This is a genomic window from Paracoccus tibetensis, from assembly GCF_900102505.1.
In the GTDB taxonomy this organism is placed as follows: domain Bacteria; phylum Pseudomonadota; class Alphaproteobacteria; order Rhodobacterales; family Rhodobacteraceae; genus Paracoccus; species Paracoccus tibetensis.
The window spans coordinates 119,289-141,895 of sequence record NZ_FMVT01000005.1; the positions used below are offsets into that span (position 1 = coordinate 119,289).

Annotated in this window: 20 protein-coding genes, 1 tRNA gene and 1 pseudogene; 14 read left to right on the plus strand and 8 right to left on the minus strand. The window is 70.6% G+C overall.

The window, feature by feature from the left end; translation table 11 throughout:
- Positions 1-9 precede the first annotated feature (9 nt).
- From plsX to BLP73_RS08490, 9 genes are all read left to right on the plus strand, one after another.
- Positions 10-1,113, plus strand: a complete 1,104-nt coding sequence (plsX, locus tag BLP73_RS08450; RefSeq protein WP_090742514.1) for a phosphate acyltransferase PlsX — start codon at positions 10-12, stop codon at positions 1,111-1,113.
- Complete coding sequence (locus BLP73_RS08455) at positions 1,113-2,084, plus strand: beta-ketoacyl-ACP synthase III (protein WP_090742516.1); 972 nt, start codon at positions 1,113-1,115, stop codon at positions 2,082-2,084. The genes plsX and BLP73_RS08455 overlap by 1 nt, the downstream gene beginning before the upstream one ends.
- Before the next feature lie 198 nt (positions 2,085-2,282).
- Positions 2,283-2,819, plus strand: coding sequence for a TRAP transporter small permease subunit (locus BLP73_RS08460; protein WP_245686606.1), 537 nt, complete (start codon positions 2,283-2,285; stop codon positions 2,817-2,819).
- The gene (locus tag BLP73_RS08465; RefSeq protein WP_175453284.1) at positions 2,809-4,134 is read left to right on the plus strand and encodes a TRAP transporter large permease; all 1,326 of its coding nucleotides are present in this window, start codon (positions 2,809-2,811) and stop codon (positions 4,132-4,134) included. Before BLP73_RS08460 ends, BLP73_RS08465 begins: the two co-directional genes overlap by 11 nt.
- 26 nt (positions 4,135-4,160) lie before the next feature.
- Positions 4,161-5,246 (plus strand): TRAP transporter substrate-binding protein DctP, encoded by a 1,086-nt coding sequence (dctP, locus tag BLP73_RS08470; RefSeq protein ID WP_090742520.1) that lies wholly within the window; start codon positions 4,161-4,163, stop codon positions 5,244-5,246.
- A gap of 131 nt (positions 5,247-5,377) precedes the next feature.
- Entirely contained in the window at positions 5,378-5,686 is a 309-nt protein-coding gene (ihfA, locus tag BLP73_RS08475) for an integration host factor subunit alpha (protein WP_090742523.1), read from the plus strand.
- A gap of 18 nt (positions 5,687-5,704) precedes the next feature.
- Positions 5,705-6,475, plus strand: coding sequence for a MerR family transcriptional regulator (locus BLP73_RS08480; protein WP_090742526.1), 771 nt, complete (start codon positions 5,705-5,707; stop codon positions 6,473-6,475).
- Positions 6,476-6,555: 80 nt separating this feature from the next.
- Positions 6,556-6,633 (plus strand) — tRNA-Pro (locus BLP73_RS08485).
- A 57-nt stretch (positions 6,634-6,690) separates the two neighbouring features.
- Positions 6,691-7,761, plus strand: coding sequence for a 2'-deoxycytidine 5'-triphosphate deaminase (locus tag BLP73_RS08490; RefSeq protein ID WP_090742529.1), 1,071 nt, complete (start codon positions 6,691-6,693; stop codon positions 7,759-7,761).
- A 22-nt stretch (positions 7,762-7,783) separates the two neighbouring features.
- On the opposite strand, the gene BLP73_RS08495 is transcribed toward BLP73_RS08490, so the two are convergent.
- The 7 genes from BLP73_RS08495 to argS all read right to left on the minus strand — a co-directional run bounded on the left by BLP73_RS08495 (position 7,784) and on the right by argS (position 14,659).
- Complete coding sequence (locus tag BLP73_RS08495; protein WP_090742532.1) at positions 7,784-8,896, minus strand: THUMP domain-containing class I SAM-dependent RNA methyltransferase; 1,113 nt, start codon at positions 8,894-8,896, stop codon at positions 7,784-7,786.
- Between the two features lie 39 nt (positions 8,897-8,935).
- Positions 8,936-9,184, minus strand: a complete 249-nt coding sequence (locus BLP73_RS08500) for a hypothetical protein (protein ID WP_090742535.1) — start codon at positions 9,182-9,184, stop codon at positions 8,936-8,938.
- Between the two features lie 12 nt (positions 9,185-9,196).
- Complete coding sequence (gene scpB, locus BLP73_RS08505) at positions 9,197-9,838, minus strand: SMC-Scp complex subunit ScpB (RefSeq protein WP_245686607.1); 642 nt, start codon at positions 9,836-9,838, stop codon at positions 9,197-9,199.
- On the minus strand, positions 9,828-10,646 hold the full coding sequence (locus BLP73_RS08510; RefSeq protein ID WP_090742541.1) for a segregation and condensation protein A: 819 nt from the start codon (positions 10,644-10,646) through the stop codon (positions 9,828-9,830). The genes scpB and BLP73_RS08510 overlap by 11 nt, the downstream gene beginning before the upstream one ends.
- A 44-nt stretch (positions 10,647-10,690) precedes the next feature.
- Entirely contained in the window at positions 10,691-11,680 is a 990-nt protein-coding gene (gene nagZ, locus BLP73_RS08515) for a beta-N-acetylhexosaminidase (protein WP_090742543.1), read from the minus strand.
- The gene (locus BLP73_RS08520; protein ID WP_245686608.1) at positions 11,677-12,837 is read right to left on the minus strand and encodes an SPOR domain-containing protein; all 1,161 of its coding nucleotides are present in this window, start codon (positions 12,835-12,837) and stop codon (positions 11,677-11,679) included. Before BLP73_RS08520 ends, nagZ begins: the two co-directional genes overlap by 4 nt.
- A 79-nt stretch (positions 12,838-12,916) precedes the next feature.
- The gene (gene argS / locus BLP73_RS08525; protein ID WP_090743081.1) at positions 12,917-14,659 is read right to left on the minus strand and encodes an arginine--tRNA ligase; all 1,743 of its coding nucleotides are present in this window, start codon (positions 14,657-14,659) and stop codon (positions 12,917-12,919) included.
- A gap of 279 nt (positions 14,660-14,938) precedes the next feature.
- Between argS and BLP73_RS08530 the strand changes: the two are divergent.
- Together BLP73_RS08530 and lnt are read left to right on the plus strand one after the other, a co-directional pair.
- Positions 14,939-16,555, plus strand: a pseudogene (locus tag BLP73_RS08530) (DEAD/DEAH box helicase); the annotation flags it as partial.
- 569 nt (positions 16,556-17,124) lie between these two features.
- Entirely contained in the window at positions 17,125-18,657 is a 1,533-nt protein-coding gene (gene lnt, locus BLP73_RS08535) for an apolipoprotein N-acyltransferase (protein ID WP_090742552.1), read from the plus strand.
- Positions 18,658-18,729: 72 nt separating this feature from the next.
- On the opposite strand, the gene BLP73_RS08540 is transcribed toward lnt, so the two are convergent.
- Positions 18,730-19,359: a J domain-containing protein gene (locus tag BLP73_RS08540; protein WP_090742555.1), complete on the minus strand. Its 630-nt coding sequence runs from the start codon at positions 19,357-19,359 to the stop codon at positions 18,730-18,732.
- Positions 19,360-19,437: 78 nt separating this feature from the next.
- Between BLP73_RS08540 and BLP73_RS08545 the strand changes: the two genes are divergently transcribed.
- From BLP73_RS08545 to recJ, 3 genes are all read left to right on the plus strand, one after another.
- Positions 19,438-19,689: a BolA family protein gene (locus BLP73_RS08545; RefSeq protein WP_090742558.1), complete on the plus strand. Its 252-nt coding sequence runs from the start codon at positions 19,438-19,440 to the stop codon at positions 19,687-19,689.
- A gap of 80 nt (positions 19,690-19,769) precedes the next feature.
- Positions 19,770-20,735, plus strand: coding sequence for a class II fructose-bisphosphatase (gene glpX, locus BLP73_RS08550; protein WP_090742561.1), 966 nt, complete (start codon positions 19,770-19,772; stop codon positions 20,733-20,735).
- Between the two features lie 78 nt (positions 20,736-20,813).
- Entirely contained in the window at positions 20,814-22,553 is a 1,740-nt protein-coding gene (gene recJ, locus BLP73_RS08555; RefSeq protein WP_090742563.1) for a single-stranded-DNA-specific exonuclease RecJ, read from the plus strand.
- Positions 22,554-22,607 lie beyond the last annotated feature (54 nt).

Genomic DNA, 22,607 nt, shown 5'->3' on the forward strand with positions numbered 1-22,607 from the left:
CGCCATCCGATGACTGCGTCCTCCGCGTCCCAGGACTTGCCGCGCGCCCCCAAGACCGGGGGCAGCGTGGTGATATCCGTTGACGCGATGGGCGGCGACCGCGGCCCGTCCGCCGTCGTGGCCGGCATGGCCGAGAGCGCCGAGAAGAACCCCGAGATCCGCTTCATCGTCCACGGCCCCGAGGCCGAGCTGACGCGCCTCATCGGCCGTCGCAAGACGCTCGCGGACCGCTGCGAGATCCGCCATGCCGAAGGCGTGGTGACGATGGAGGACAAGCCGAGCCAGGTCGTCCGCAAGGGCGCCGGCAGCTCGATGTGGTCCACCGTCGAATCCGTGCGCCTGGGCGAGGCGCAGGCCGCCGTCTCCTGCGGCAATACCGGCGCGCTGATGGCGCTGTCGATGCTGCGCCTCAGGAAGCTGCCGGGCGTGAACCGGCCGGCCATCGCCTGCCTCTGGCCCTCGCGCAACCCGCAGGGCTTCAACATCATGCTGGACGTGGGCGCCGACATCCGCGCCGACGCGCATGACCTGCTGCAATACGCGCAGATGGGCGCCTCCTATGCCCGCAACGGCCTCGACCTCGCGACGCCTCGCATTGGCCTGCTGAATGTTGGCACCGAGGAGCACAAGGGCCGGACCGAGCTGCGCCAGGCGGACGAGCTGATCCGGGCCGCGGCCGCCGACGGCAACTTCTCCTATGTGGGCTTCGTCGAGGGCGGGGACCTTCCCTCGGCGCGCGTCGATGTGATCGTGACCGACGGCTTCACCGGCAACATCGCCTTGAAGACCGGCGAGGGGACGGCCAAGCTGGTCGGCGACTTCCTCAAGGACGCCTTCTCGAACTCGATCATGTCCAAGTTCGCCGCCCTCCTCGCAATGACCTCGCTGAAGCGCCTGCAAAAGCGGATCGACCCGCGGCGGGTGAACGGCGGCATCTTCCTTGGCCTGAACGGCACCGTCATCAAGTCGCATGGCTCGGCCGACGCGACCGGCGTCTCGGCCGCGATCAAGCTGGCCTTCACCCTGTCGAAGTCCGGCTTCCAGGACCGCCTCGCGGCCCGCGTCGCCCAGATTGCCCCCGCGCCCACGGAAGACAGCGGGGCCGCCCGCTGATGCGCCGCTCGGTCATCATCGGCACCGGGCATTACCTGCCCGAGCGCGTGGTTCCGAACAGCTGGTTCGAGGACCGGCTGGACACGACCGACGAATGGATCCGCTCGCGCAGCGGGATCGAGCGTCGCCATTTCGCCGCCGAGGGCCAGACCACCAGCGATCTCGCCATCCGCGCCGGCCGCGCCGCGATGGAGAAGGCGGGCATCGGTCCCGAGGATCTGGACGGCGTGGTGCTGGCGACCTCGACCCCCGACTTCACCTTCCCGGCCGTCGCGACGATGGTGCAGGCCGGGCTGGGGATCAAGCGCGGCTTCGCCTATGACGTGCAGGCCGTCTGCGCCGGCTTCGTCTTCGCCCTCGCCAATGCCGACGCGATGATCCGCGCCGGGCTGGCGAGCCGCGTCCTCGTGATCGGATCCGAGACCTTCTCGCGCATCATGGACTGGACCGACCGCTCCACATGCGTTCTCTTCGGCGACGGCGCCGGCGCCGTGGTGCTGGAGGCGCAGGAGGCGGCCGGAACCTCGGACGACCGCGGCATCCTCGCCAGCGACCTGAACAGCGACGGCAGCCTGCGCGAGCTGCTCTACGTCGATGGCGGCGTCTCGACCACCGGCACGGCGGGGCATCTGCGGATGCAGGGCAACCTCGTCTTCCGCCACGCGGTCGAGAAGCTGGCCAAGACCGCCCATGTCGCGCTGCAGAAGGCGGGCCTGACCCCGTCCGAGGTGGACTGGATGGTCCCCCACCAGGCCAACATGCGGATCATCACCGCGACCGCCCAGAAGATGGGCCTTCCGATGGAGAAGGTCGTGCTGACCGTTGCCGACCACGGCAATACATCGGCCGCTTCGATCCCGCTGGCCCTGTCGGTCGCCGACAGCGAGAACCGCTTCCAGCCCGGCCAGCTGATCGTGACCGAGGGCATCGGCGGCGGCCTCAGCTGGGGCTCGGTCGTCCTGCGCTGGTAGCGTTAACTGCCCGTCCGCGCGACGTAATTTTTTCTGACTCGCCCGATAGGCACATCCGCCTCGGTCACCTGCCGTTACGTCACGGCCCAAATGACGCAACGCTGGCTCCGGCCGGTTGACACTCCCCCACCGCTTCTGAAGACTGCCGATCGTGCAGGTGCAGAAAATCGCCTGCCGACCTTGGGGAGGGTCCAGACATTGCCGATCATCCGTCTGATCGACGGCATCAATGAGGTCGTCGGCCGCATCGTCTCACTTGTGGCGCTGATCTTCGCGGCCATCATCATCTACGACGTCTTCATGCGCTACGTGCTGGGCCAGCCGACCCGGTGGGCCTTCGACGTGACGAAGCAGCTCTACGGGTTCTACTTCATCATGCTGGGCGGCTACGCGCTGAACCACCAGGCCCATGTCCGCGTCGACCTGCTGACCGCCACCATGCGCCCGGCCATGCGCCGGTGGGTCGAGGTCGCCGGCTACGTCATCTTCTTCTTCCCCTTTGCCTGGATCTTCGCGACCCGCAGCTGGACCTTCGCGATGACCTCGTGGAACCAGGGCGAGGTGACCTACGGCGCCGTGGCCCTGCCCGTCTATCCGCTGAAGATGGCGATGTTCGTCGCCGCCTGCCTGCTGCTGATCCAGGGCGTGTCCGAGGTGCTGAAGCTGATCCTCGACCGCGCCCCGCATATCTACGGCAACGATCCCGTCCAGCAGGAGCCGACGCATGTCCGGTGAAGCCATCGCCCTCATCATGTCGGGCCTTCTGCTGCTGGGGCTCTTCATGGGGCACCCGCTGGCGCTGGTCCTCGGCGGCACCGCCGTTCTGGGCGCCTTCATCGCGGACCGCCCGCAGGTGCTGGGCATCGTCATCAACCGCATCTTCGGCGACGTGCTGGACAACTACGTCCTGATCGCCATTCCGCTGTTCGTCCTCATGGCCCGCTTCCTGTCTGACAGCGGCGTCACCGACCGCATGTTCGAGGCGCTGCGCCACCTCATGTCCCGCGTGAAAGGCGGCCTCGGGCTTGCGGTCGTGTTCATCTCGATCCTGCTGGCCGCGACGACCGGGATCATCGGCGCCTCGATCACTGTGATGGGCGTCATGGCCCTGAAGCCCATGCTGCAATACGGCTATGACAAGCGGCTGGCGACCGGCCTCATCGGCGCCTCGGGCTGCCTCGGCATCCTCATCCCGCCCTCGATCATGCTGATCCTGATGGCCTCCTACGCGCCGGGCCTGTCGGTCGGCCAGCTCTTCGCGGGGGCCATGGTGCCGGGCCTGCTGCTGGGGGTGATGTATGCGATCTACGTCGTCGCCGTCGCCTGGATCAAGCCGGACTGGGCCCCCCGCATCGCCGAGGCCGACCAGATCAGCCGCGGCGCCATGTGGAAGCTGCTGCTGGTCGAGGCCGTGCCGCCGCTGATCCTGATCCTCGGCATCCTCGGCTCGTTGCTGGCCGGGATCGCCACCGCGACCGAGGCCAGCGCCATCGGCGCGCTGCTCGCCCTGCTGATCGTGATCTTCCGTGGCCGCTTCAAATGGTCGACCTTCTACTCGGCACTTCTGGAAACTGGCCGCACCTCGGCGATGATCCTCTTCATCGTCGTGGGCGCCACCGCCTTCACCGGCGTCTTCAACATCACCGGGGGCCTGCGCGCCAGCCAGGACCTGATCCGCGGGCTTGCCGACGATCCCTACACGCTGGTCGCGGTGATGCTGCTGGTCGTCTTCATCCTCGGCATGTTCCTCGACTGGACCGGCATCGTGCTGTTGTCCTTCCCCATCTTCCTGCCCCTGGTGGCCGAGATGGGCATCGACCCGCTGTGGTTCGTCGTCCTGATGGCCGTGGTGCTGCAGACCAGCTTCCTGTCGCCGCCCTTCGGCTACGCGCTCTTCTACATGCGCGCCATCGCCCCGCCCGACGTGCGCACCACCGACATCATCGTCGGCGTGCTGCCCTTCATCGCGCTCATCATCCTGATGTGCGGCGCGATGATCCTGTTCCCTGCCTTGGTGACGTGGCTTCCCGCCACGCTCTATGGCGGCTGACGTTTTCAACGAGGAGGCTCTGAAACATGAAAACCACGCTTTCCACCGCCGTGCTTGCGCTTGCCGTCGCGTCCCCGGCCTTGGCCGAGACCTGGACGATGACCTCCACCTGGCCCTCCAGCCTCGAGCTGATCGAGATCGACCGCAAATGGGTCGAGAATGTCGGCAAGATGGTCGATCCCGAGGTCCTGACGATCGAGTTCTACGACGGCGGCAGCCTGGTTCCGGCGGGCGAGGTCTTCGGCGCGGTGGAATCGGGCACGATCCAGGCCGGCGCCGACTGGCCGGGCTACTGGGCCGGCCGCAACCCGGCCTTCTCGCCGCTGGCGACGACCGCCAGCCTCTTTAACGCGGTGGACTACGTCAACTGGATCCAGGAATGGGGCGGCGCCGACCTCTATAACGAGATCTACGGCCAGTTCGGCATGGTCTACCTGCCCTATGGCGTGACCAACAACGAATCCGGGTTCCGCACCGTCAGCCAGCCGATCCGCACGGTCGACGACCTTCAGGGCCTGCGCCTGCGCCTCTCGGGCCTCGAGCAGGGCCGCCTTCTGGAAAAACTCGGTGGCAGCCAGGTCAGCATGGCCGGCGGCGAGATCTACCAGTCGCTCGAGCGCGGCGTGATCGACGGGGCCGAGTTCTCGACCCCCAACGTGGACTTCTCGGGCGGCTTCCAGCAGGTGACCAGCTACTGGTCGACGCCCGGCTGGCACCAGTCCTCGTCGGTCTTCGGCGTGATGATCAACAAGAACAGCTGGGACGCGCTGGACGAGGCCACGCAAGAGCGCCTGCGCCTCGCCGCCGACGCCACCATGCTCTGGTCGCTCTCCTTCACCGAGCGGCGCGCCAACGAGGCCTATCGCCAGTTCGAGGAGGCCGGGACCGAGATCAACCGCCTCGACGACGCCGCGCTGGAGCGTATCCAGGAGCTGGCCAACGAGACCATCGTCGAGGTCGCCTGCGAGAACCGCGATTCGGCACGCGTCTATGCCAGCATGATCGGCTATCTCGAGGACTACGCGACCTGGCGCACCGCCTCCGCGCCCTTCGACCTCGGCCGGACCCCGAACGGTCCCGACCTCGCCGAGATCGAGGCCTGCGCGCAGTAGGTCGCAACCGCAGCGTGTAAAGCGCGCGCCGCACCACCATGCAAGTCACGGGCGGGGAACGATTTCCCCGCCCGTCTCGTTGACAGCACGGCCGAAGGGCCTCATCCTTGCGTCAGCGAAAAGGAACGATCATGGGCGACAAGACTCTGACCCGCATGGACCTGGCCGAGGCGGTGTTCCGCGATGTCGGCCTTTCGCGCCACGAATCCGCCCAGTTGGTCGAAAGCGTGCTGGGCCATATCTCCGACGCGCTGGTGCGCGGCGAGCAGGTGAAGATCTCGTCCTTCGGCACCTTTTCGGTCCGCGACAAGAACGAGCGCATCGGCCGCAATCCCAAGACCGGCGAGGAAGTCCCCATCACGCCCCGGCGCGTGCTGTCCTTCCGCCCCTCGCACCTGATGAAGGATCGCGTGGCCGCCGGCAACAAGCGCAAGGGCTAGGGGCGGATCGGCAACGGCATGCAGAAGCGGGATGACGCCTTTCGCTCGATCGGGGAAGTTGCTGCCCTCATCGGCGTTCCCCCGCATGTCCTGCGCTACTGGGAGACGCAGTTTCCCCAGCTGAAGCCGATGAAGCGCCCCGACGGGCGCCGCTATTACCGCCCCGAGGATGTGCGCCTCGCCGCCGGCCTCTGCGAGCTGCTGCGTGATGACGGGCTGACCATCCGCGGCGCCCGCAAGCTGATCGCGCTGGACAGGGGCACCGCCGTCCGCGCGCGCGGCCAAGTCCGCCTCGGCGAGATGGCCACGGCCGACGCCGCGCCGGCGCTGCCGGACGCCGACCCGAACGTCACTCCTGACGCCGCCCCGCCCGCCCAGCTCGACACCCCGCCCCCGCCGCCCCCAGAGCCGCCCGTGGCGCCGCCCCTCGAGGCGCTTCCCGAGTGGCAGGACGACGCGTCGCCGCCGCAGCCCGAGACGGCTTTGCCGCCCGTGCCGGAGGACACCGAGGCGCCAGCCGAAACGCCGCCCGAGGACGCCCTGACGGACACGGACCCGCCGGAACCCCCGCATCAGCCGCATGTCCGCCTGCGCCACCGCGGCCGCCGCGAGGTGCCTGAGGGGCAGATGGCGCTCTTCGACGGCCCGCCGCCGCCTGCTTCGACCTGGCTGCCGCGCCTGACGCGCATGGCCGCGCTGCTGCGCGCGCAACAGCCCGGCGCCCCACGCTGGCAGCAAGCCGCAGCGGCCGGAATGCGCCTCGGCAACGCGATCTCGCGGCTCTACTGACCCCGTGTCGCATTGGCTGCAGATTTCCGTCCGCCGGCCCTTGTGCAGCCCGGCAAGATCGCACTATACGGACCCCGTGTCGGGCCGTGGCGCAGCCTGGTTAGCGCGTCCGTCTGGGGGGCGGAAGGCCGCGAGTTCGAATCTCGCCGGCCCGACCATCTGAGAAACGCCCACCCTTCGGGGTGGGTGTTTTCGTATCCGCGTATGAGGTGCTCATGAACGGCGTGCTTCCCGACGACCAGATCCGCGCGCTGATCGACGCCGGCGCCATCCGCAGCGACATCCCGGTCACGCCCGAGCAGATACAGCCGGCCTCGCTGGACCTGCGCCTTGGCGCCACCGCCTATCGCCTGCGCGCCAGCTTCCTGGCTGGCAAGGGCCGCCGCGTGGCGGAGCGTCTGGACGACATGCAGATGCACCAGATGGACCTCAGCGCCGGCGCCGTGCTGGAACGCGGTTGCGTCTACCTGATCCCCCTCCAGGAAAGCATCGCCTTGCCCGCCGGTCTTTCGGCCGTGGCGAACGCCAAGTCCTCGACCGGCCGGCTGGACCTGCTGACGCGCCTCGTCACCGACGACGGCACCGAGTTCGACCGCCTGCCCGAAGGTTACGACGGCCCCCTCTATGCCGAGATCTGCCCGCGCAGCTTCTCGGTCCTCGTCCGCCCCGGCATGCGCCTCAACCAGCTGCGCCTGCGGGCCGGCACGGCGCAGCTGTCGGATGCCGAGCTGACGGCGCTCCACGCCGAGACGCCGCTGGTCGGCGGCGCCCCCGCGCTGATCGACCAGGGCCTCGGCTTCTCGGTGGACCTGCGGCCGGAGCAGGGCGATCTGGTCGGCTACCGCGCCCGCCCGCATAGCGGCGTGATCGATCTGGACCGCATCGGCGCCTATCCTGCGGCCGAGTTCTGGGACGAGCTGCGCACGAGCGACGGCCGCCTGATCCTCGACCCCGGCGCCTTCTACATCCTCGTCAGCCGCGAATCGGTCGCCATTCCCGCCGACTACGCCGCCGAGATGGCCCCCTATCTGGCGATGGTCGGTGAATTCCGAGTCCATTATGCCGGCTTCTTCGATCCCGGCTTCGGCATCGGCCCCTCGGGCACGGGCGCCCGCGGCGTTCTCGAGGTCCGCTGCCACGAGGCGCCCTTCGTCCTCGAGCACGGCCAGGTCGTCGGCCGCCTCGTCTACGAGCGCATGGCCGCCCGGCCCGCCCGCCTCTACGGCCAGGACATCGCCTCGAACTATCAGGGCCAGGGCCTCAAGCTCGCCAAGCAGTTCCGCTGAACCCGCGCGACGGCGTTGCGCCCTAGGGCAACGCCCCGGTCTGCCACAGCCGCACCTTCAGCCCCCCATGCGCCACAATGGGCCCGGGCGCCTGCCACGGCAGCCCCGTCGCCTTCGCCAGGCCCGCCTCGCTGGTGACCATCCCGACGCGCCAACCCGAAAAGCGGCTGCGGAAGACCTCGCCCATCGCGCCATGCAGCCCGAAGAGCGGCCCCTTGTTCCCGATCCGCGCCCCATAGGGCGGGTTCACGATGACGATCCCGGGCGCGCCGTCCGGCCGCTGAAGATCAGCGATTGGGTGGGTTTCGAAGCTGGTGAAGGCCGCCACGCCCGCGCGCTCGGCATTGGCGCGGCTCATCCGGACCGCCCCGGCGTCCCGGTCGCTGCCAAGGAAGATCGGCGTGACCTCCCGCACTGGCGCCGGCGCCCGCAGGGCCTCCCACGCGTCCGGATCGAACGTCGCAAGCTGCTGGAACGCGAAGCTCCGGCTGCGCCCCGGCGCCAGGCCCGCCGCCATCTCGGCAGCCTCGATGACGAAGGTCCCCGAGCCGCACATCGGGTCCAGCACCGGCACCGGCTGCGCCGGATCGAACCCCATCTGCCGCAGGAACATGGCCGCCATCGTTTCGCGCATTGGCGCCTTGGCGACGGCCTCCTTGTGCCCGCGCTTGTGCAGGGATTCCCCTGTCGTGTCGACGCTGAAGGTCACCAGATCATCCTCGATCCGCGCCTTCACCACGACCGCGCCCTCGCCGCCAAGCGGCGCCCCGAGCGTCTCGGCGATGGCCCGCTCGATCCGCTGCGTGGCCGCGCCGGCATGGTAGATCTTCGAGGCGCGGCTGACCGTCTCGACCTTCACCGGCACGTCGGCGCGCAGAACCTCGGCCCAGGGAAACTTCCGCGCCCGCTTGTCCAGCTGCGCCAGGTGCATCGCCCTGAAGCCGCCGAACCGCGCCAGCACCCGCGTCGCCCCGCGCAGCCGCAGGTTCGCCGCCCACACGTCGGGCCAGCCGCCGCGGATCGTCACGCCGCCGGGCTGAAGGGCTGGCTCCCAGCCAAGCGCCCGCACCTCGGCGGCCAGAGGCTCTTCCAGCCCGGGCGTCGCCACCAGGAAGATGTCGAAAATGCTGTCCATCGCGCAGCCCTATCGCGAGCCGCGCCCGAAGACGAGGGGCTAGCGCCGCGTCATCCGGTTCATCGTCTTGACCTTCTGCGCCATCTGCCGCGCCTGCTTGCGGTTCTGCGCGTCCGAGGGCTGCTGCGCCTCGATCAGGTTGCCGTCATTGTCCACCTGCGGCGGAGGCGGCGCCGCCTTCGGTTTGCGCGCCTTCGAGATGGTGTCCATCCCCTGGTTGATCCCCCAGTTCATGATCCGGCGCATCACGAGGCGGGTGAACATCTTGGTGATCTGGTTCATGTTCATTGGCAGCTCCTGTCACTCATCCTCGAACAGATCCTCGGCCGGACCTGCCGTCCCCATGTCGTCATCATCCTCAGCGGGTGCAAGAGGCATAGCGATACCCTCTCTGGGCGAGCGCGACTCGAGCAGCCCCGCCGCCCGCAGCTCCGCCAGCCCCGGCAGGTCCCGCGCGCTTTCCAGGCCGAAATGATCGAGGAACGCCTCGGTCACGACGAAGGTCGCGGGGCGGCCCGGCGTCATGCGGCGGCGGCCGACCCGGACCCAGCCCATCTCAATCAGCTGGTCCAGCGTGCCGCGGCTGACGGCGACGCCGCGGATCTCCTCGATCTCGGTGCGGGTGACGGGCTGGTGATAGGCGATGATCGCCAGCGTCTCGATCCCCGCGCGCGACAGGCGGCGCGTCTCGATGCTGTCCTGCTGCATCAGGAAGGAAAGGTCCGGCGCGGTGCGGAAGGCGTAGCCGTCGCCGATCCGCTCCAGCACCACGCCCCGCCCTTGGTAGAGCCGCCGCAGGCCCGCCAGCGCCTCGGCCGCGTCGCAGCCGGCGGGCAGCCGGGCGGCGATGTCGCGCAGGCTCAGCGGCGCGGGAGCGGCGAAGAGCAGCGCCTCGACCATCCGCTCCTGCTGGTCCATCGGCGGGAAGGCGTCACTCGCCATGGCCGGTGGCGCGGTAGCTAATGGGCGCGAAGGTGTCGGGCTGGCGGATCTGCAGCCGCCCCTGCCGCGCCAGTTCCAGCGCGGCGGCGAAGGTCGCGGCGGTGGCGCTGCGGCGGCGGGCCGGATCGGCGGCCCAGCCCTCGGGCAGGAAGACCGCGAGATCGGTCCACTCGCCCGCGAAGCCGATCATCCGGCGCAGCCGCTCCAACGCCTGCTCCATCGTGAAGACGCCCTGCCGGTCGAAGGCGAACGGCCGGAACTCGTCGCGGGTCTTCAGTCGCGCATAGGCGCGCATCAGGTCGATCAGCCCCGCCTGCCACTCGGTGCGCCTTGTGCGGACCACCGCATCGGGCGCGCCGCGCGCGAAACGGCTGATCCCCAGCCTGTCCCGCGCCATCAACTGCGCCGCCGCCTGCCGCATGGCCGAGAGCCGCTCGAGCTGGAAGGCCAAATGCGCGGCCATGTCCTCGGCCGAAGGGCCCTCGTCCTCGGGATCGGGCGGCAGCAAGAGGCGCGACTTCAGATAGGCGAGCCAGGCCGCCATCACGAGGTAGTCCGCCGCCAGCTCGATCCTGAGGGCGCGCGCCTTCTCGACGAAGGCCAGGTATTGCTCGGAGAGGTGCAGCACGCTGATCTTCATCAGGTCCACCTTCTGCGTGCGCGCCATCGTCAGCAGCAGGTCCAGCGGCCCCTCGTAGCCGTCCACGTCCACGATCAGCGCCTCGTCCGCGCGGCGCTGCGCGACGGAATCCGCGCCTGGCGCGGCCTCGGGGACGGCGTGGAGATGGGTGATCCTGGCCAGCGTCATGTCCTTCGGTCAGAGGCGCGGGGTCCGCCCCGCGCGAGCATTCGTCAAGCGACGGCGGTGACGAGGGCCTGCCATTCGGCCAGCAGCGCCGCCGGATCGGCATCCTCGGGCGCCTGCCGGCGGGCAAGCGCGGCCGCCGCGCGGCCTGCGGCGGCGTCGGTCAGCCGGCCCGCGGCCTCGACCACGGGGCCCATGCTGGCGATGTCGCCGTTGCAGTGCAGCACCAGGTCGCAGCCGGCGGCGATGGCGGCGGCGGCGCGCTCGGCCTCGGTTCCGCTCAGGGCCTGCATGGTGATGTCGTCGGTCATCAGAAGCCCGTCGAAGCCGATCCGCTCGCGGATGAGCGCGATGATCCGGGCCGAGGCCGTGGCCGGCGCCTCGTCCAGCGCGGCGAAGCGGATATGGGCGGTCATCCCCATCGGCAGGTCACTCAGGGCGCGGAAGGGGGCGAAATCGATGGCGTCTAGCTCCGCAAGATCGGCCTCGACCAGCGGCAGGTCCAGATGGCTGTCGGCCTGCGCGCGGCCATGGCCGGGCATGTGCTTGACCACCGGCAGGACGCCCGCCGCCAGCATGCCGTCGGCGGCCGCTCGGCCAAGTTCCGCCACGCGTGCGGGGTCGGTCCCCAGGCAGCGGTTCCGAAGGAAGGGGTGGGTCTGGGGCTGCGCGACATCCAGCGTCGGGGCGCAGTTCGAATCGATGCCGACCGCGCGCAGTTCCCGGCCGATGAGGTGATAGCGCAGCCACATGGCGCGGGGGCCGGAGGTCGCCTGGTCCAGCGGGGCGGGCCAGTCGGCCCAGTGCGGGCCGCGCAGGCGCTGCACGCGCCCGCCCTCCTGATCGACCGTGATGACGCAGTCGCGCCCCACCGCCGCGCGCAGATCGCCCGTCAGGCGGGACAACTGCGCGGGGTTTTCGACGTTGCGGCCGAAGAGGATGAAGCCCCAGGGGTCCGCCTCGCGGAAGAAGGCGGCCTCGTCGGCGGTCAGGGCCGTCCCTTCGATGCCGCCGAGGATGGTGGCGCTGCCGGTCACTGCCCGAGCGCCAGGCAGTCCGTGCCGGCCGATTGCAGGGCCGAGCAGAACTGCCGCGCCTCGCTGACCGAGCCGAAGCCCGCCACGCGCAACCGCCAGAAGCTGCGGCCGTTCGACTGGTGCTGCTGGATCACCGGCGACTTGCCCGAGAAGAGCGAGGCGTGACGCCCCGCCAGCCGCGACCACTCGCCCGAGGCGATGTCGTTGCTGTCGAAGGCGCCGACCTGGACGACCGGACCGCTGGCGGTCGAGGCCGCGGCCGGCGCGGGCGCCGGGGCCGGGGCGGGTTCGGCGGCACGCTCTGGGGCACGCGCGGGCGCCGGGGCCGGCGCGGCGGCGGCGGCAGGCGCGGCGGCTGCCGGCGCCGCGGCCGCGACGCGGGTGACGCGCGGACGCGGCGCCGGGCGGGCCGACGCGACCAGCGCGCCGCTGTTCATCTGCGCCTGCGCCTCGGCCAGTGCCTCGGTGATCGCGGCGGCCTGGGCGGGGATGCCGTTCTCGTCCGTCACCACCTCGGTCACGGGGCCTTCGGCGGCGGGCGCGTCGATGATGGCGGCCTCGTTGACGGCCTGGTCAGCCAGCGCCCGCTCGGCAGCGGCGGCGGCTTCCGATTCGGCCAGCGCGCGGGCCTCGCTGTCCGACAGCGGCACGATCGGATCGCCGGTGAAGGTCAGCGGCGTCTCGGAGGCATTGGCCGGCTCGCGCGCGGTGGCGCCGAGCTGGCCCATCGCCACGTCGTCCGGCGCGAGGTCCACGGGCTGGGGCGCAATGGCCACCTGCTGCGTCGGGCTGGGCGCCTCGCCCCCGGCAACATTGTTGACGGCAAGGCCGGTATGAGGGGTCAGGCGGCCGCCCGGCTCTTCGGGGGCGGTGCGGGCCTCGCCCTCGATCGCGCTGATGATCGGCACGCCCGACACGTCGCGCGAGACGAGCTGCCAGCCCCAGGCCAGAAGCCCGACCATCAGCCCGACCGAGGCGACGGCGCCGACATAATGCGTCACCCGCGCCAGCCGCGCCTGGAGGCCGTCCCCCGCCGGATCGCGCGGGTCGGCCTCGGCCCTCGCGTCGGCGCCGCGGGACCAGCCTGCCTGATCATACGCGAATTCGCGCTTCACCTTGTGTCGCGAGAACACATACCCGCCTTCGCGGAAATCCATCACTGCCATGTCTGCCTGCCCGCCGGTTGTTCCGGATTAACTTTGACTGCTCTCAGACGTCCGGCGGCGGCGCATTGAATCAACGCATTTCTTCCGCCGGAGTGACGCCAAGAATAGCGAGACCGCTTGAAATAACAACGCCAACCGCCCGGACCAGCGCAATTTTTGCCTGGCTGGTTGCAGGCGCGCCCTCCTGCACGAAGCGCAGCGACAGATCGTCGTTGCCGCGATTCCAGAGCGAATGCAGGTCGGAAGCAATGTCATAGAGGAAGAAGGCGATGCGATGCGGCTCATGCGCCGTCGCGGCATGCTCGACCAGGCGCGGCCATTCGGCGACTTTCCGCGCCAGCTCCAGCTCGGCCGGGTGGGCCAGCTGCGACAGATCGGCCGCAGTCAGGGCAGAATCGCTCACGTCGATTCCCGCTTCCGCCGCGCGGCGCAGCACCGAATGGACCCGTGCGCTGGCATACTGGACATACCACACCGGGTTGTCCTTGGACTGCTCCAGCACCTTGGCGAAGTCGAAATCCAGCGCCGCGTCGTTCTTGCGCGTCAGCATGATGAAGCGCGTGACCTCGGCCCCCGCCTCCTCGACCACGTCGCGCAGGGTCACGAAGGTGCCGGCGCGCTTGGACATCTTGAACGGCTCGCCGTTCTTGTAGAGCTTCACCAGCTGGATCAGCTTGACGTCCAGCGGCACGCGCCCGTTCGACAGCGCCTTCACCGCCGCGTTCATCCGCTTGACGTAGCCGCCATGGTCGGCGCCGAAGACGTCGATCAGCTGGTCGAAGCCGCGCTCGATCTTGTCGAAGTGATAGGCGATGTCGGGCGCGAAATAGGTCCAGGCGCCGTCCGACTTCTGGATCGGCCGGTCCACGTCGTCGCCATGTGCGGACGAGCGAAACAGAAGCTGCTCGCGCGCCTCCCAATCCTCGGGCAGCTTGCCCTTGGGCGGCTCGAGCGTGCCGCGATAGATCAGGCCCATGCTCTCCAGCCGGGCGATGGCCGCCTCGATCTTGCCGGTGCCGTAGAGCGCCTTTTCGCTGGAATAGACGTCCATCTGCACGCCGAGCGCAGCCAGGTCGCCGCGGATCTGCTCCATCATCGCCTTGGTGGCGAAGTCCCGGATCTCGGCCAGCCAGTCCTCTTCGGGCCTGTCCAGCAGGCTCTCGCCATACTTGGCCTTCAGCGCCTCGCCCACGGGAATCAGGTAGTCGCCGGGATAGAGCCCCTCGCGGATCTCGGGCTCCAGCCCGTTCGCCTCGCGGTAGCGCTCATAGGCCGAGCGGGCCAGCACGTCGACCTGCGCGCCGCCGTCGTTGATGTAGTATTCGCGCGTCACGTCATGGCCCGAGAAGGCTAGCAGCCGCGCCAGCGCGTCGCCGAAGACCGCGCCGCGCACATGGCCCACATGCATCGGCCCGGTGGGGTTGGCGCTGACGAACTCGATGTTGACCTTGGTCCCCGCGCCCATCTGCGAGCGGCCGAATTCCGGCCCCGACTCGACGGCGGCCTTGACGACGCCCTGCCACACGGACGGCGAAAGACGCAGGTTCAGGAAGCCCGGCCCCGCCACCTCGGCCGAGGCGATGCGCGGGTCGGTCAGGCGCGCGGCCAGCCTGTCGGCGATCTCGCGCGGCTTCATCCCGGCGGGCTTGGCCAGCACCATTGCGGCGTTCGTGGCCATGTCGCCATGCGCCGCATCGCGCGGCGGCTCGACCGCGACATTGGCGAAATAGAGGCCCGCCGGCAGCTCGCCCGCCTCGGTCATCTGGTTCAGCGCCCCTACGACGACGCCGCGGAGATCGGTGAAAAGGTTCATCATCGGCTTCCTGCTTGACCCTCGCCGGTTACCGCCCGGCACGGGGTAAGGTCAACACATAGCCCCTTTTGCACCGCATCCCGTGGTTTTTCGGCGCAGATCTTGGCAAAAGATTGACGGCACACCACCTTTCGTCTAACCGAAGGCGTCCCGCATCCGGCGGGCACAAGGCGGGGCGTCCGAAACTGCGTCCCATCACTGCCGAAAAGCGCCAGATGCGCGCGCGGCATGGAACGCATCGCCCCAAGAATCGCGGGCGGACACGAGAGAAAGCCCCGAATGACCAAATTTTCCGATCTGAAACTGGATGCCAAGGTTCTGCAGGCCGTTGCCGAAGCAGGCTACGAGACGCCGACCCCCATCCAGCTGGGCGCCATCCCGCCCGCGCTGGAGGGTCGCGACGTGCTGGGCATCGCGCAGACCGGGACCGGCAAGACCGCCAGCTTCGTGCTGCCGATGATCACCATGCTGGGTCGCGGCCGCGCCCGCGCGCGGATGCCGCGCAGCCTGGTTCTGTGCCCCACGCGCGAGCTTGCCGCGCAGGTGGCCGAGAATTTCGAGACCTATGCCAAGCACACCCGCCTGACCAAGGCGCTGCTAATCGGCGGCGTGAGCTTTGGCGAGCAGGACAAGCTGATCGACCGCGGCGTCGACGTGCTGATCGCCACCCCCGGCCGGCTGCTGGACCATTTCGAGCGCGGCAAGCTGCTGCTGACCGGCGTGCAGATCATGGTCGTCGACGAGGCCGACCGCATGCTCGACATGGGCTTCATCCCCGACATCGAGCGGATCTTCCAGCTCACCCCCTTCACGCGCCAGACCCTCTTCTTCAGCGCCACCATGGCGCCCGAGATCGAGCGCATCACCAACACCTTCCTCCACTCCCCCGAGCGGATCGAGGTCGCGCGCCAGGCGACGGCCTCCGAGACGATCACGCAGCGCCTGGTCGAACTGACCCCCACCCGCCGCGACATGGCCGCCAAGCAGAAGCGCGACCTGCTGCGCGCGCTGATCGACGCCGAGGGCGAGGGGCTGACCAACGCCATCATCTTCTGCAACCGCAAGACCGATGTCGACATCGTCTCGAAGTCGCTGGCCAAGCACGGCTATGACGCCGCGCCCATCCACGGCGATCTGGACCAGAGCCAGCGCACCCGCACGCTGGAGAGCTTCCGCGACGGCAAGCTGCGGCTGCTGGTCGCCTCGGACGTCGCCGCGCGCGGGCTCGACATCCCGGCCGTGAGCCATGTCTTCAACTACGACCTGCCGAGCCATGCCGAGGACTATGTCCACCGCATCGGCCGCACGGGCCGCGCCGGCCGTCTCGGCACCGCGATCAGCATCGGCGTGCCGGCGGACGAAAAATACCTGACCGCGATCGAGCAGCTCGTCGCCAAGTCCCTGCCCCGCGCCCCCCAGCCCGAGGGCTTCACCACCTCCGACGGCCCGGCCCCGCGTGAGCGTGAGCGCGAGCGTGAGGACCGGGCCGGCGGCTCGCGCCGGCGCCGCGGCAGCCGCCGCGACGGGGAGCGCAGCGAGGAACGCACCGAGAAGCGCGAAGAGGCCCCCCGTCCGCAACCCGTGGAACGCGAGGAGCCGCGCGCCGAGAAGCGCGAGGAAAAACGTGAGGAGAAGCGCGAGGAGAAGCGTGACGAGCGCCGGGATGACCGCCGTGACGAGCGTCGCGACGACCGGCGCGAGCGCGACGGCCGCCGCAACGGCCGCGGCAATGGCGAGCGCGGCGGCGATCATCGCGGCGCGCCGATAATGGGCCTTGGCGATCACGTCCCGCAATTCATGCTGGTCGAGCTGCGGACCGCGCTGAGATCGGCCACCGAGGACCGCCGCCCGGCCCCCGCGGCCGAGGCGCCGGCCGCCGAGGCGCGCCCGGACGCCGCCGAGCAGCCCCGCAGCAAGCGCAGCCGCAACCGCCGCCGCAAGGACGATGCGGCCGAGGCGACCCCGGCCCTGCAGGCGCAGCCCGCGACCGAGGCACCCGCCGAGGCCGCGACGCAAGCCCCGGCCGAGCCGCTGATCGTCGAGGCCGGCGATGCCGCGCCCCATCCGGCCCCCGAGGAGGCCGCGCCGAAGCCCCGCCGCCGCCGCAAGGCCGCTGCCGAGGACTCTGCGCCGGCCGAAGCCGAGGCACCTGCGCCCAAGCGCACGCGCAAGCCCAAGGCCGAAGCCGCGCCGGCCGAGGCGGCGGCGGAAGACGCGCCGAAGCCGAAGACCACGCGCAGCCGCAAGAAGCCGGCGGCCGAGGCGCAGCCGGAAGCCGCGACCGAGCCTCAGCCCGAGGCTGCGGAGAAGCCCAAGCGCAGCCGCCGCAAGGCCGCGCCGAAGGACAGCGGTGACGCCGCGCCCGAAGCCGAGGCCGCCGCGCCGAAGCCCCGGGCGAGCCGCAGCCGCAAGAAGGCCGCCGATACCGAGGCTCAGCCCCAGGACTCGGCCCAATCCGAGGCCTGATGCGCCGCACCCGCACCCTCCACCCGCCCCGGCTTCACCGCCGGGGCCGGCCTCCCCTGCGCCAGGTGCTGCCGGACCTCGCGCTCGGCCTGATCGCGGCGCTTGGCCTCGCGCCCTTCGGGATCTGGGGCGCCACGCCCCTCGCCCTCGCCCTGCTGATCTGGCGCCTCGCCCGCGCCCGGTCCGCCGCGGTCTTCTGGCACGCCCTGGCCGCCGGCTTCGGCTGGTTCGGCCTCGGGCTCCACTGGATCACCCAGCCCTTCCTCGTCCAGCCCGAGATCTACGGCTGGATGGCGCCCTTCGCCCTAGTCCTGATGGCCCTCGGCGGCGCGCTCTTCTGGGCGCTCCCGGCCTGGGCGGCCGCGCGCCTCTCTCCCGGCTGGCGCCGGCAGGCCCTCGCCATCGGCGCGGCCCTCGTCCTCTCGGACTGGCTGCGCGGCTGGATCTTCACCGGCTTTCCTTGGGCACTGACGGGCCATGTCTGGATCGGCACCCCCGTCGCGCAAGCCGCCGCCTGGATCGGCGCCATCGGCCTCTCCACGCTGACCATGACCCTCGCCACGCTGCCGACGCTGCTCTGGCGCCCGCGCCGCCCCCGCGCGGCCGGCATCTGGCCCGGCGCGCTCATCGCCCTAATCCTCCTCGCCGGGACCTGGGCCGCCGGCCTCGCCCGGCTCGCCGCGCCCCTGCCCCCCGACACGGACACGCAGCTGCGGATCGTCCAGCCGAACGCCGCCCAGCACCTGAAATGGGACCCGGAATACGCGCTTCTCTTCTTCCAGCGCCTCCTCGACCTGTCGGCCGAACCGGGACCGCGCGACCTCGTGATCTGGCCCGAGACGGCGGTGAACTTCCTCCTCGACCAGGCGGACGAAGTCCTGCCGGTCATGTCGCAGGCGGCCGGCGCGCCCCTCGTCATGGGCATCCAGCGCCGCGAGGACATGCGCTACTTCAACAGCCTCGCCACCATCGCCCCCGGCGGCGAGGTGACGGCCATCTACGACAAGTTCCACCTCGTCCCGTTCGGCGAATACATCCCCTGGGGCGACGCGATGGCGCGCCTCGGCATCAACGCCTTCGCGGCCCAGGCAGGCAACGGCTACGTCCCCGGCCCCGGCCCGATGCTGATGACGGCCCCCGGCGCGCCCGACTTCCAGCCGCTGATCTGCTACGAGGCGATCTTCCCCCAGCACCTCCGCGCCTTGGGCCAGCGCCCCGGCTGGCTGCTGCAAGCCACGAACGACGCATGGTTCGGCACCTTCTCGGGCCCCTACCAGCATCTCGCGCAGGCGCAGCTGCGCAGCATCGAGACCGGCCTGCCCCTGATCCGCGCCGCCAATACCGGCGTCAGCGCGGTCATCGACGCCCGCGGCCAGATCCGCGCCGACCTGCCGCTGAACGAGGCGGGCAGGATCGACGCCCCCCTGCCCGGCGCGCTGCCCCCGACGCTGTGGATGCGGACCGGCAACCTGCCCATCCTCCTCCTGCTCGCGGTCGTCCTGGCCGCCGCCACCATCCGGCGCCGGCGCTAGCCCCATCTTCTGTGCAGAAATATCCGCGGGGGAGCCGCCGCAGGCGGCGGGGGCGGCAGCCCCCGTCCGGCCTCAGTCGCGGATGTAGCGGCTGTCCTTGATCTGGTCCCAGGCCCAGACCACCTCGGACAGCCGGTCCTCGTCCGAGCGGTCGCCGCCGTTCATGTCGGGATGCAGGTCCTTGACCAGCGACTTGTACTGCTTGCGGATTTCGGCGCGGGTCCAGCTGTCCTTCGCCTCCAGGATATCCAGCGCCCGCCGCTCAGTCGGGGGCAGCTTGCGCGCCGCGACCTGCGCCCGCGCCTCGGGCGAGGTGCCGTTCGCGCCCAGGATCTCCAGCGGGTCGCTGATCCCGTGCCGCGCCCATTTCTGCTCCTGCGCGGCGCGGCCGAAGGGCTTGGTCGGCCGCTCCCACACCGTGGCATTGTCGATGAACTGCTGGAACTCCTCCTCGGACTGGCCTTGGAAGTAGTTCCAGTTCGCGTTGTATTCCCGGACATGCTCCTTGCAGAACCAGAAATAGTCGTCGAGGTTGCGCGGGTTCTTCGGCGCCCGGTACTGGCCGGCCTCCTCGCAGCCCTCGCGCTCGCAGACGCGGGTCGAAGTCTCAAAGGCCCCCGACATCCCCCGCCGGCCCTTGGTCTTGCGCTTCTTGTCCTTGGCGGCGGATATGTCGAAACCGAACGGGTCGTTCTTGCTCATCAGGGGCACCTTTGCGACTCGGAGGCGGCAGTTTAGGCTATCTGCCGGGACATGAAAGACCTTGACGGAAGGATCGGCATGATTGCGGACGAGATGAGGGCGCGGCTGGCCGCGCTGGACCCGCTGCGCCTCGAGGTGATCGACGAGAGCGAGAGCCATCGCGGCCACTCGGGCTTCCGCGAGGGCGGAGAGAGCCATTTCCGCCTGAAGATCGCCAGCCCGGCCTTCGCCGGCCTGTCGCGGATCGAGCAGCACCGGCTGGTCCACCGCACGCTCGGCGACATCGTGCCCCGCGTCCACGCGCTGGCGCTGGAACTGTCGCAAAACTGAAGCACAGGCGCGCGCGGGCTTGCCGCCCCGCGGGTGCGCCCGTAGAAGCAGCCCGAACCTGCTGGAAGGAGGGCCGAGGGATGACGACGCCGAAGGATTTCAACGACCGCATGCTGTCCCTGGGCCTTGCCCGCGTCAGCGAGGCGGCCGCTCATGCCTCGGCCCGGCTGATCGGCCGCGGCGACGAGAAGGCCGCCGACCAGGCCGCCGTGAACGCGATGCGCGACCAGCTGAACATGCTGGACATCAAAGGCGTCGTCGTGATCGGCGAGGGCGAGCGCGACGAGGCGCCCATGCTCTACATTGGCGAAGAGGTCGGCACCGGCGACGGGCCCGAGGTGGACATCGCGCTCGACCCGCTGGAGGGCACCACGCTGACGGCGAAGGACATGCCGAACGCGCTGACCGTGATCGCCATGGCCCCGCGCGGCACGCTGCTGCACGCGCCCGACGTCTACATGGATAAGCTGGCCGTGGGACCCGGCTACCCGGTCGACGTGGTGAGCCTGGAGATGAGCCCGGCCGAGCGGGTGCGCGCCCTCGCGGCCGCGCGCGGCGTGAAGGACAGCGACATCACCGTCTGCATCCTCGAGCGGCCGCGCCACGAGGACATGATCGACGAGGTCCGCAGCACCGGCGCCGCGATCCGCCTGATCACCGATGGCGACGTCGCGGGCGTGATCCACTGCGCCGAGGCAGAGCTGACCGGCATCGACATGTACATGGGCTCGGGCGGGGCGCCCGAGGGGGTGCTGGCCGCCGCGGCGCTGAAATGCATGGGCGGGCAGATGTGGGGCCGACTTCTCTTCCGCAACGACGACGAGCGCGGCCGCGCGCGCAAGGCCGGCATCACCGACCTGGACCGAATCTATGCGCGGGACGAGCTGGTGACGGCCGACGTGATCTTCGCGGCGACGGGCGTGACCAACGGCTCGATCGTGGCGGGCGTGAAGCGCGAGCCGTCGCATCTGACGACCGAGACGATCCTGATGCGCTCGAAGACCGGCTCCGTCCGGCGCATGATCTACCGCAACCCCATCCGCTGAGGGTGGCAGGGGGGCGCTGCCCCCCGTCCCGTTCCGGGACTCCCCCCGGGATATTTGGGCACAGAAGATGAGGCAGGCGTGGGCTATCTTGGGGTTGACGGCTCGCTGACCGGGCGGCGCTGGATCGGCCCGGAGGCGGATCTGGAGCGGCGGGCCGAGGGGCTGGCACAGCAGGCGGGGCTGCCCTTGGCGGTGGCGCGGGTGCTGGCCGAGCGGGGGGTGGCGCCCGAGGGCTCGGCCGGTTTCCTGACGCCGAAGCTGCGCGACCTGCTGCCCGACCCCCTGAGCCTGCGCGACATGGGACTGGCCGCCGAGCGGCTGGTGGCGGCCGCGGTCGCCGGCGAGCGAATCGCCATCTTCGCGGATTACGATGTGGACGGGGGCGCCTCGGCGGCGCTGCTGATCGACTGGCTGCACCGGCAGGGGCGGCAGGCGACGCTGTATATCCCGGACCGGATCGACGAGGGCTACGGGCCGAACGTGCCGGCCATGGCGCAGCTTGCGGCGAGCCATGACCTGATCGTCTGCGTCGATTGCGGCACGCTGTCGCATGAGGCGCTGGCGGCGGCCGTGGGCTGCGACGTCGTGGTGCTGGACCATCACCTCGGCGGCGAGACGCTGCCGCCGGCGCTGGCGGTGGTGAACCCGAACCGGGCGGACGAGGATGGCAGTCTCGGCCTTCTCTGCGCAGCGGGCGTCGTGTTCCTGACCTTGGTGCAGGCGGGGCGGGTGCTGCGGGCGCGCGGGCTGCCCGAGCCGGACCTGATGTCGATGCTGGACCTGGTGGCGCTGGCGACGGTGGCGGATGTGGCGCCTCTGGTGGGCGTGAACCGGGCCTTCGTGCGGCAGGGCCTTGCCGTGATGGCGCGGCGGCAGCGGCCGGGGCTGGTCGCGCTGTCGGACATCGCGCGGCTGGACGGGCCGCCGGCGGCGTTTCACCTGGGCTTCCTGCTGGGGCCGCGGATCAATGCCGGCGGGCGGGTCGGGAAGGCGGATCTGGGGGCGCTCTGCCTCTCGTGCCGGTCGCCCGGCGATGCCGAAGCCTTCGCACGGCAGCTGGATGAGTTGAACCGCGACAGGCGGGCCATCGAGGCGGCCGTGCGGGACGAGGCGCTGGCGCAGGTCGAGGCGCGGGGCGAGGCGCGACTTTCCTGGGCGGCGGGGCCCGGCTGGCATCCGGGCGTGGTCGGCATCGTGGCGGCGCGGGTCAAGGAGGCGACGGACCTGCCCTCGGTCGTGATCGGGGTCGAGAACGGGATCGGCAAGGGCAGCGCGCGGTCCGTGCCGGGCGTGGATCTGGGCCGCGCGATCCAGCGGCTGGCCCGCGAAGGGCTGCTGCTGAAGGGGGGCGGGCACGAGATGGCCGCCGGACTGACCGTGGAGGAGGCAAGGATCGCCCCCGCCATGGAGCGGCTGGCCGAGCTGATCGCCCCCGCGCTGGCCGGGCGGAGCGGGGCGCGCGATCTGCGCATCTCGGGCCTGCTGGAGGGCAGCGGCGCCACGCCGCAGATGTACCGGATGCTGGAGGATGCCGGCCCCTACGGCCAGGCCGCCCCGGCCCCGCGCTTCGCCTTCGCCGACCAGCTGATCGACAGCGCCGCCACGATGGGCGAGCGGCACCTGCGCCTGTCCTTCCGCAGCCCCGGCGCCCCGGCGCTGGAGGCCGTGGCCTGGGGCGCGATGGACGGTCCGCTCGGCCCCTCGCTGATCGGGGCGCGGGGGCGGCGCTTCCACCTTGCCGGCAAGCTTGAACTCTCGACCTGGGGCGGGCGAGAGCGGCTGCGCCTGCGGCTGGACGACGCGGCGCCCGTTATCTGAGAGGGAGTGACCTGAGAGGGGTTCTGGTCAGCCCCGCCCGGCCTCGCTAACCTG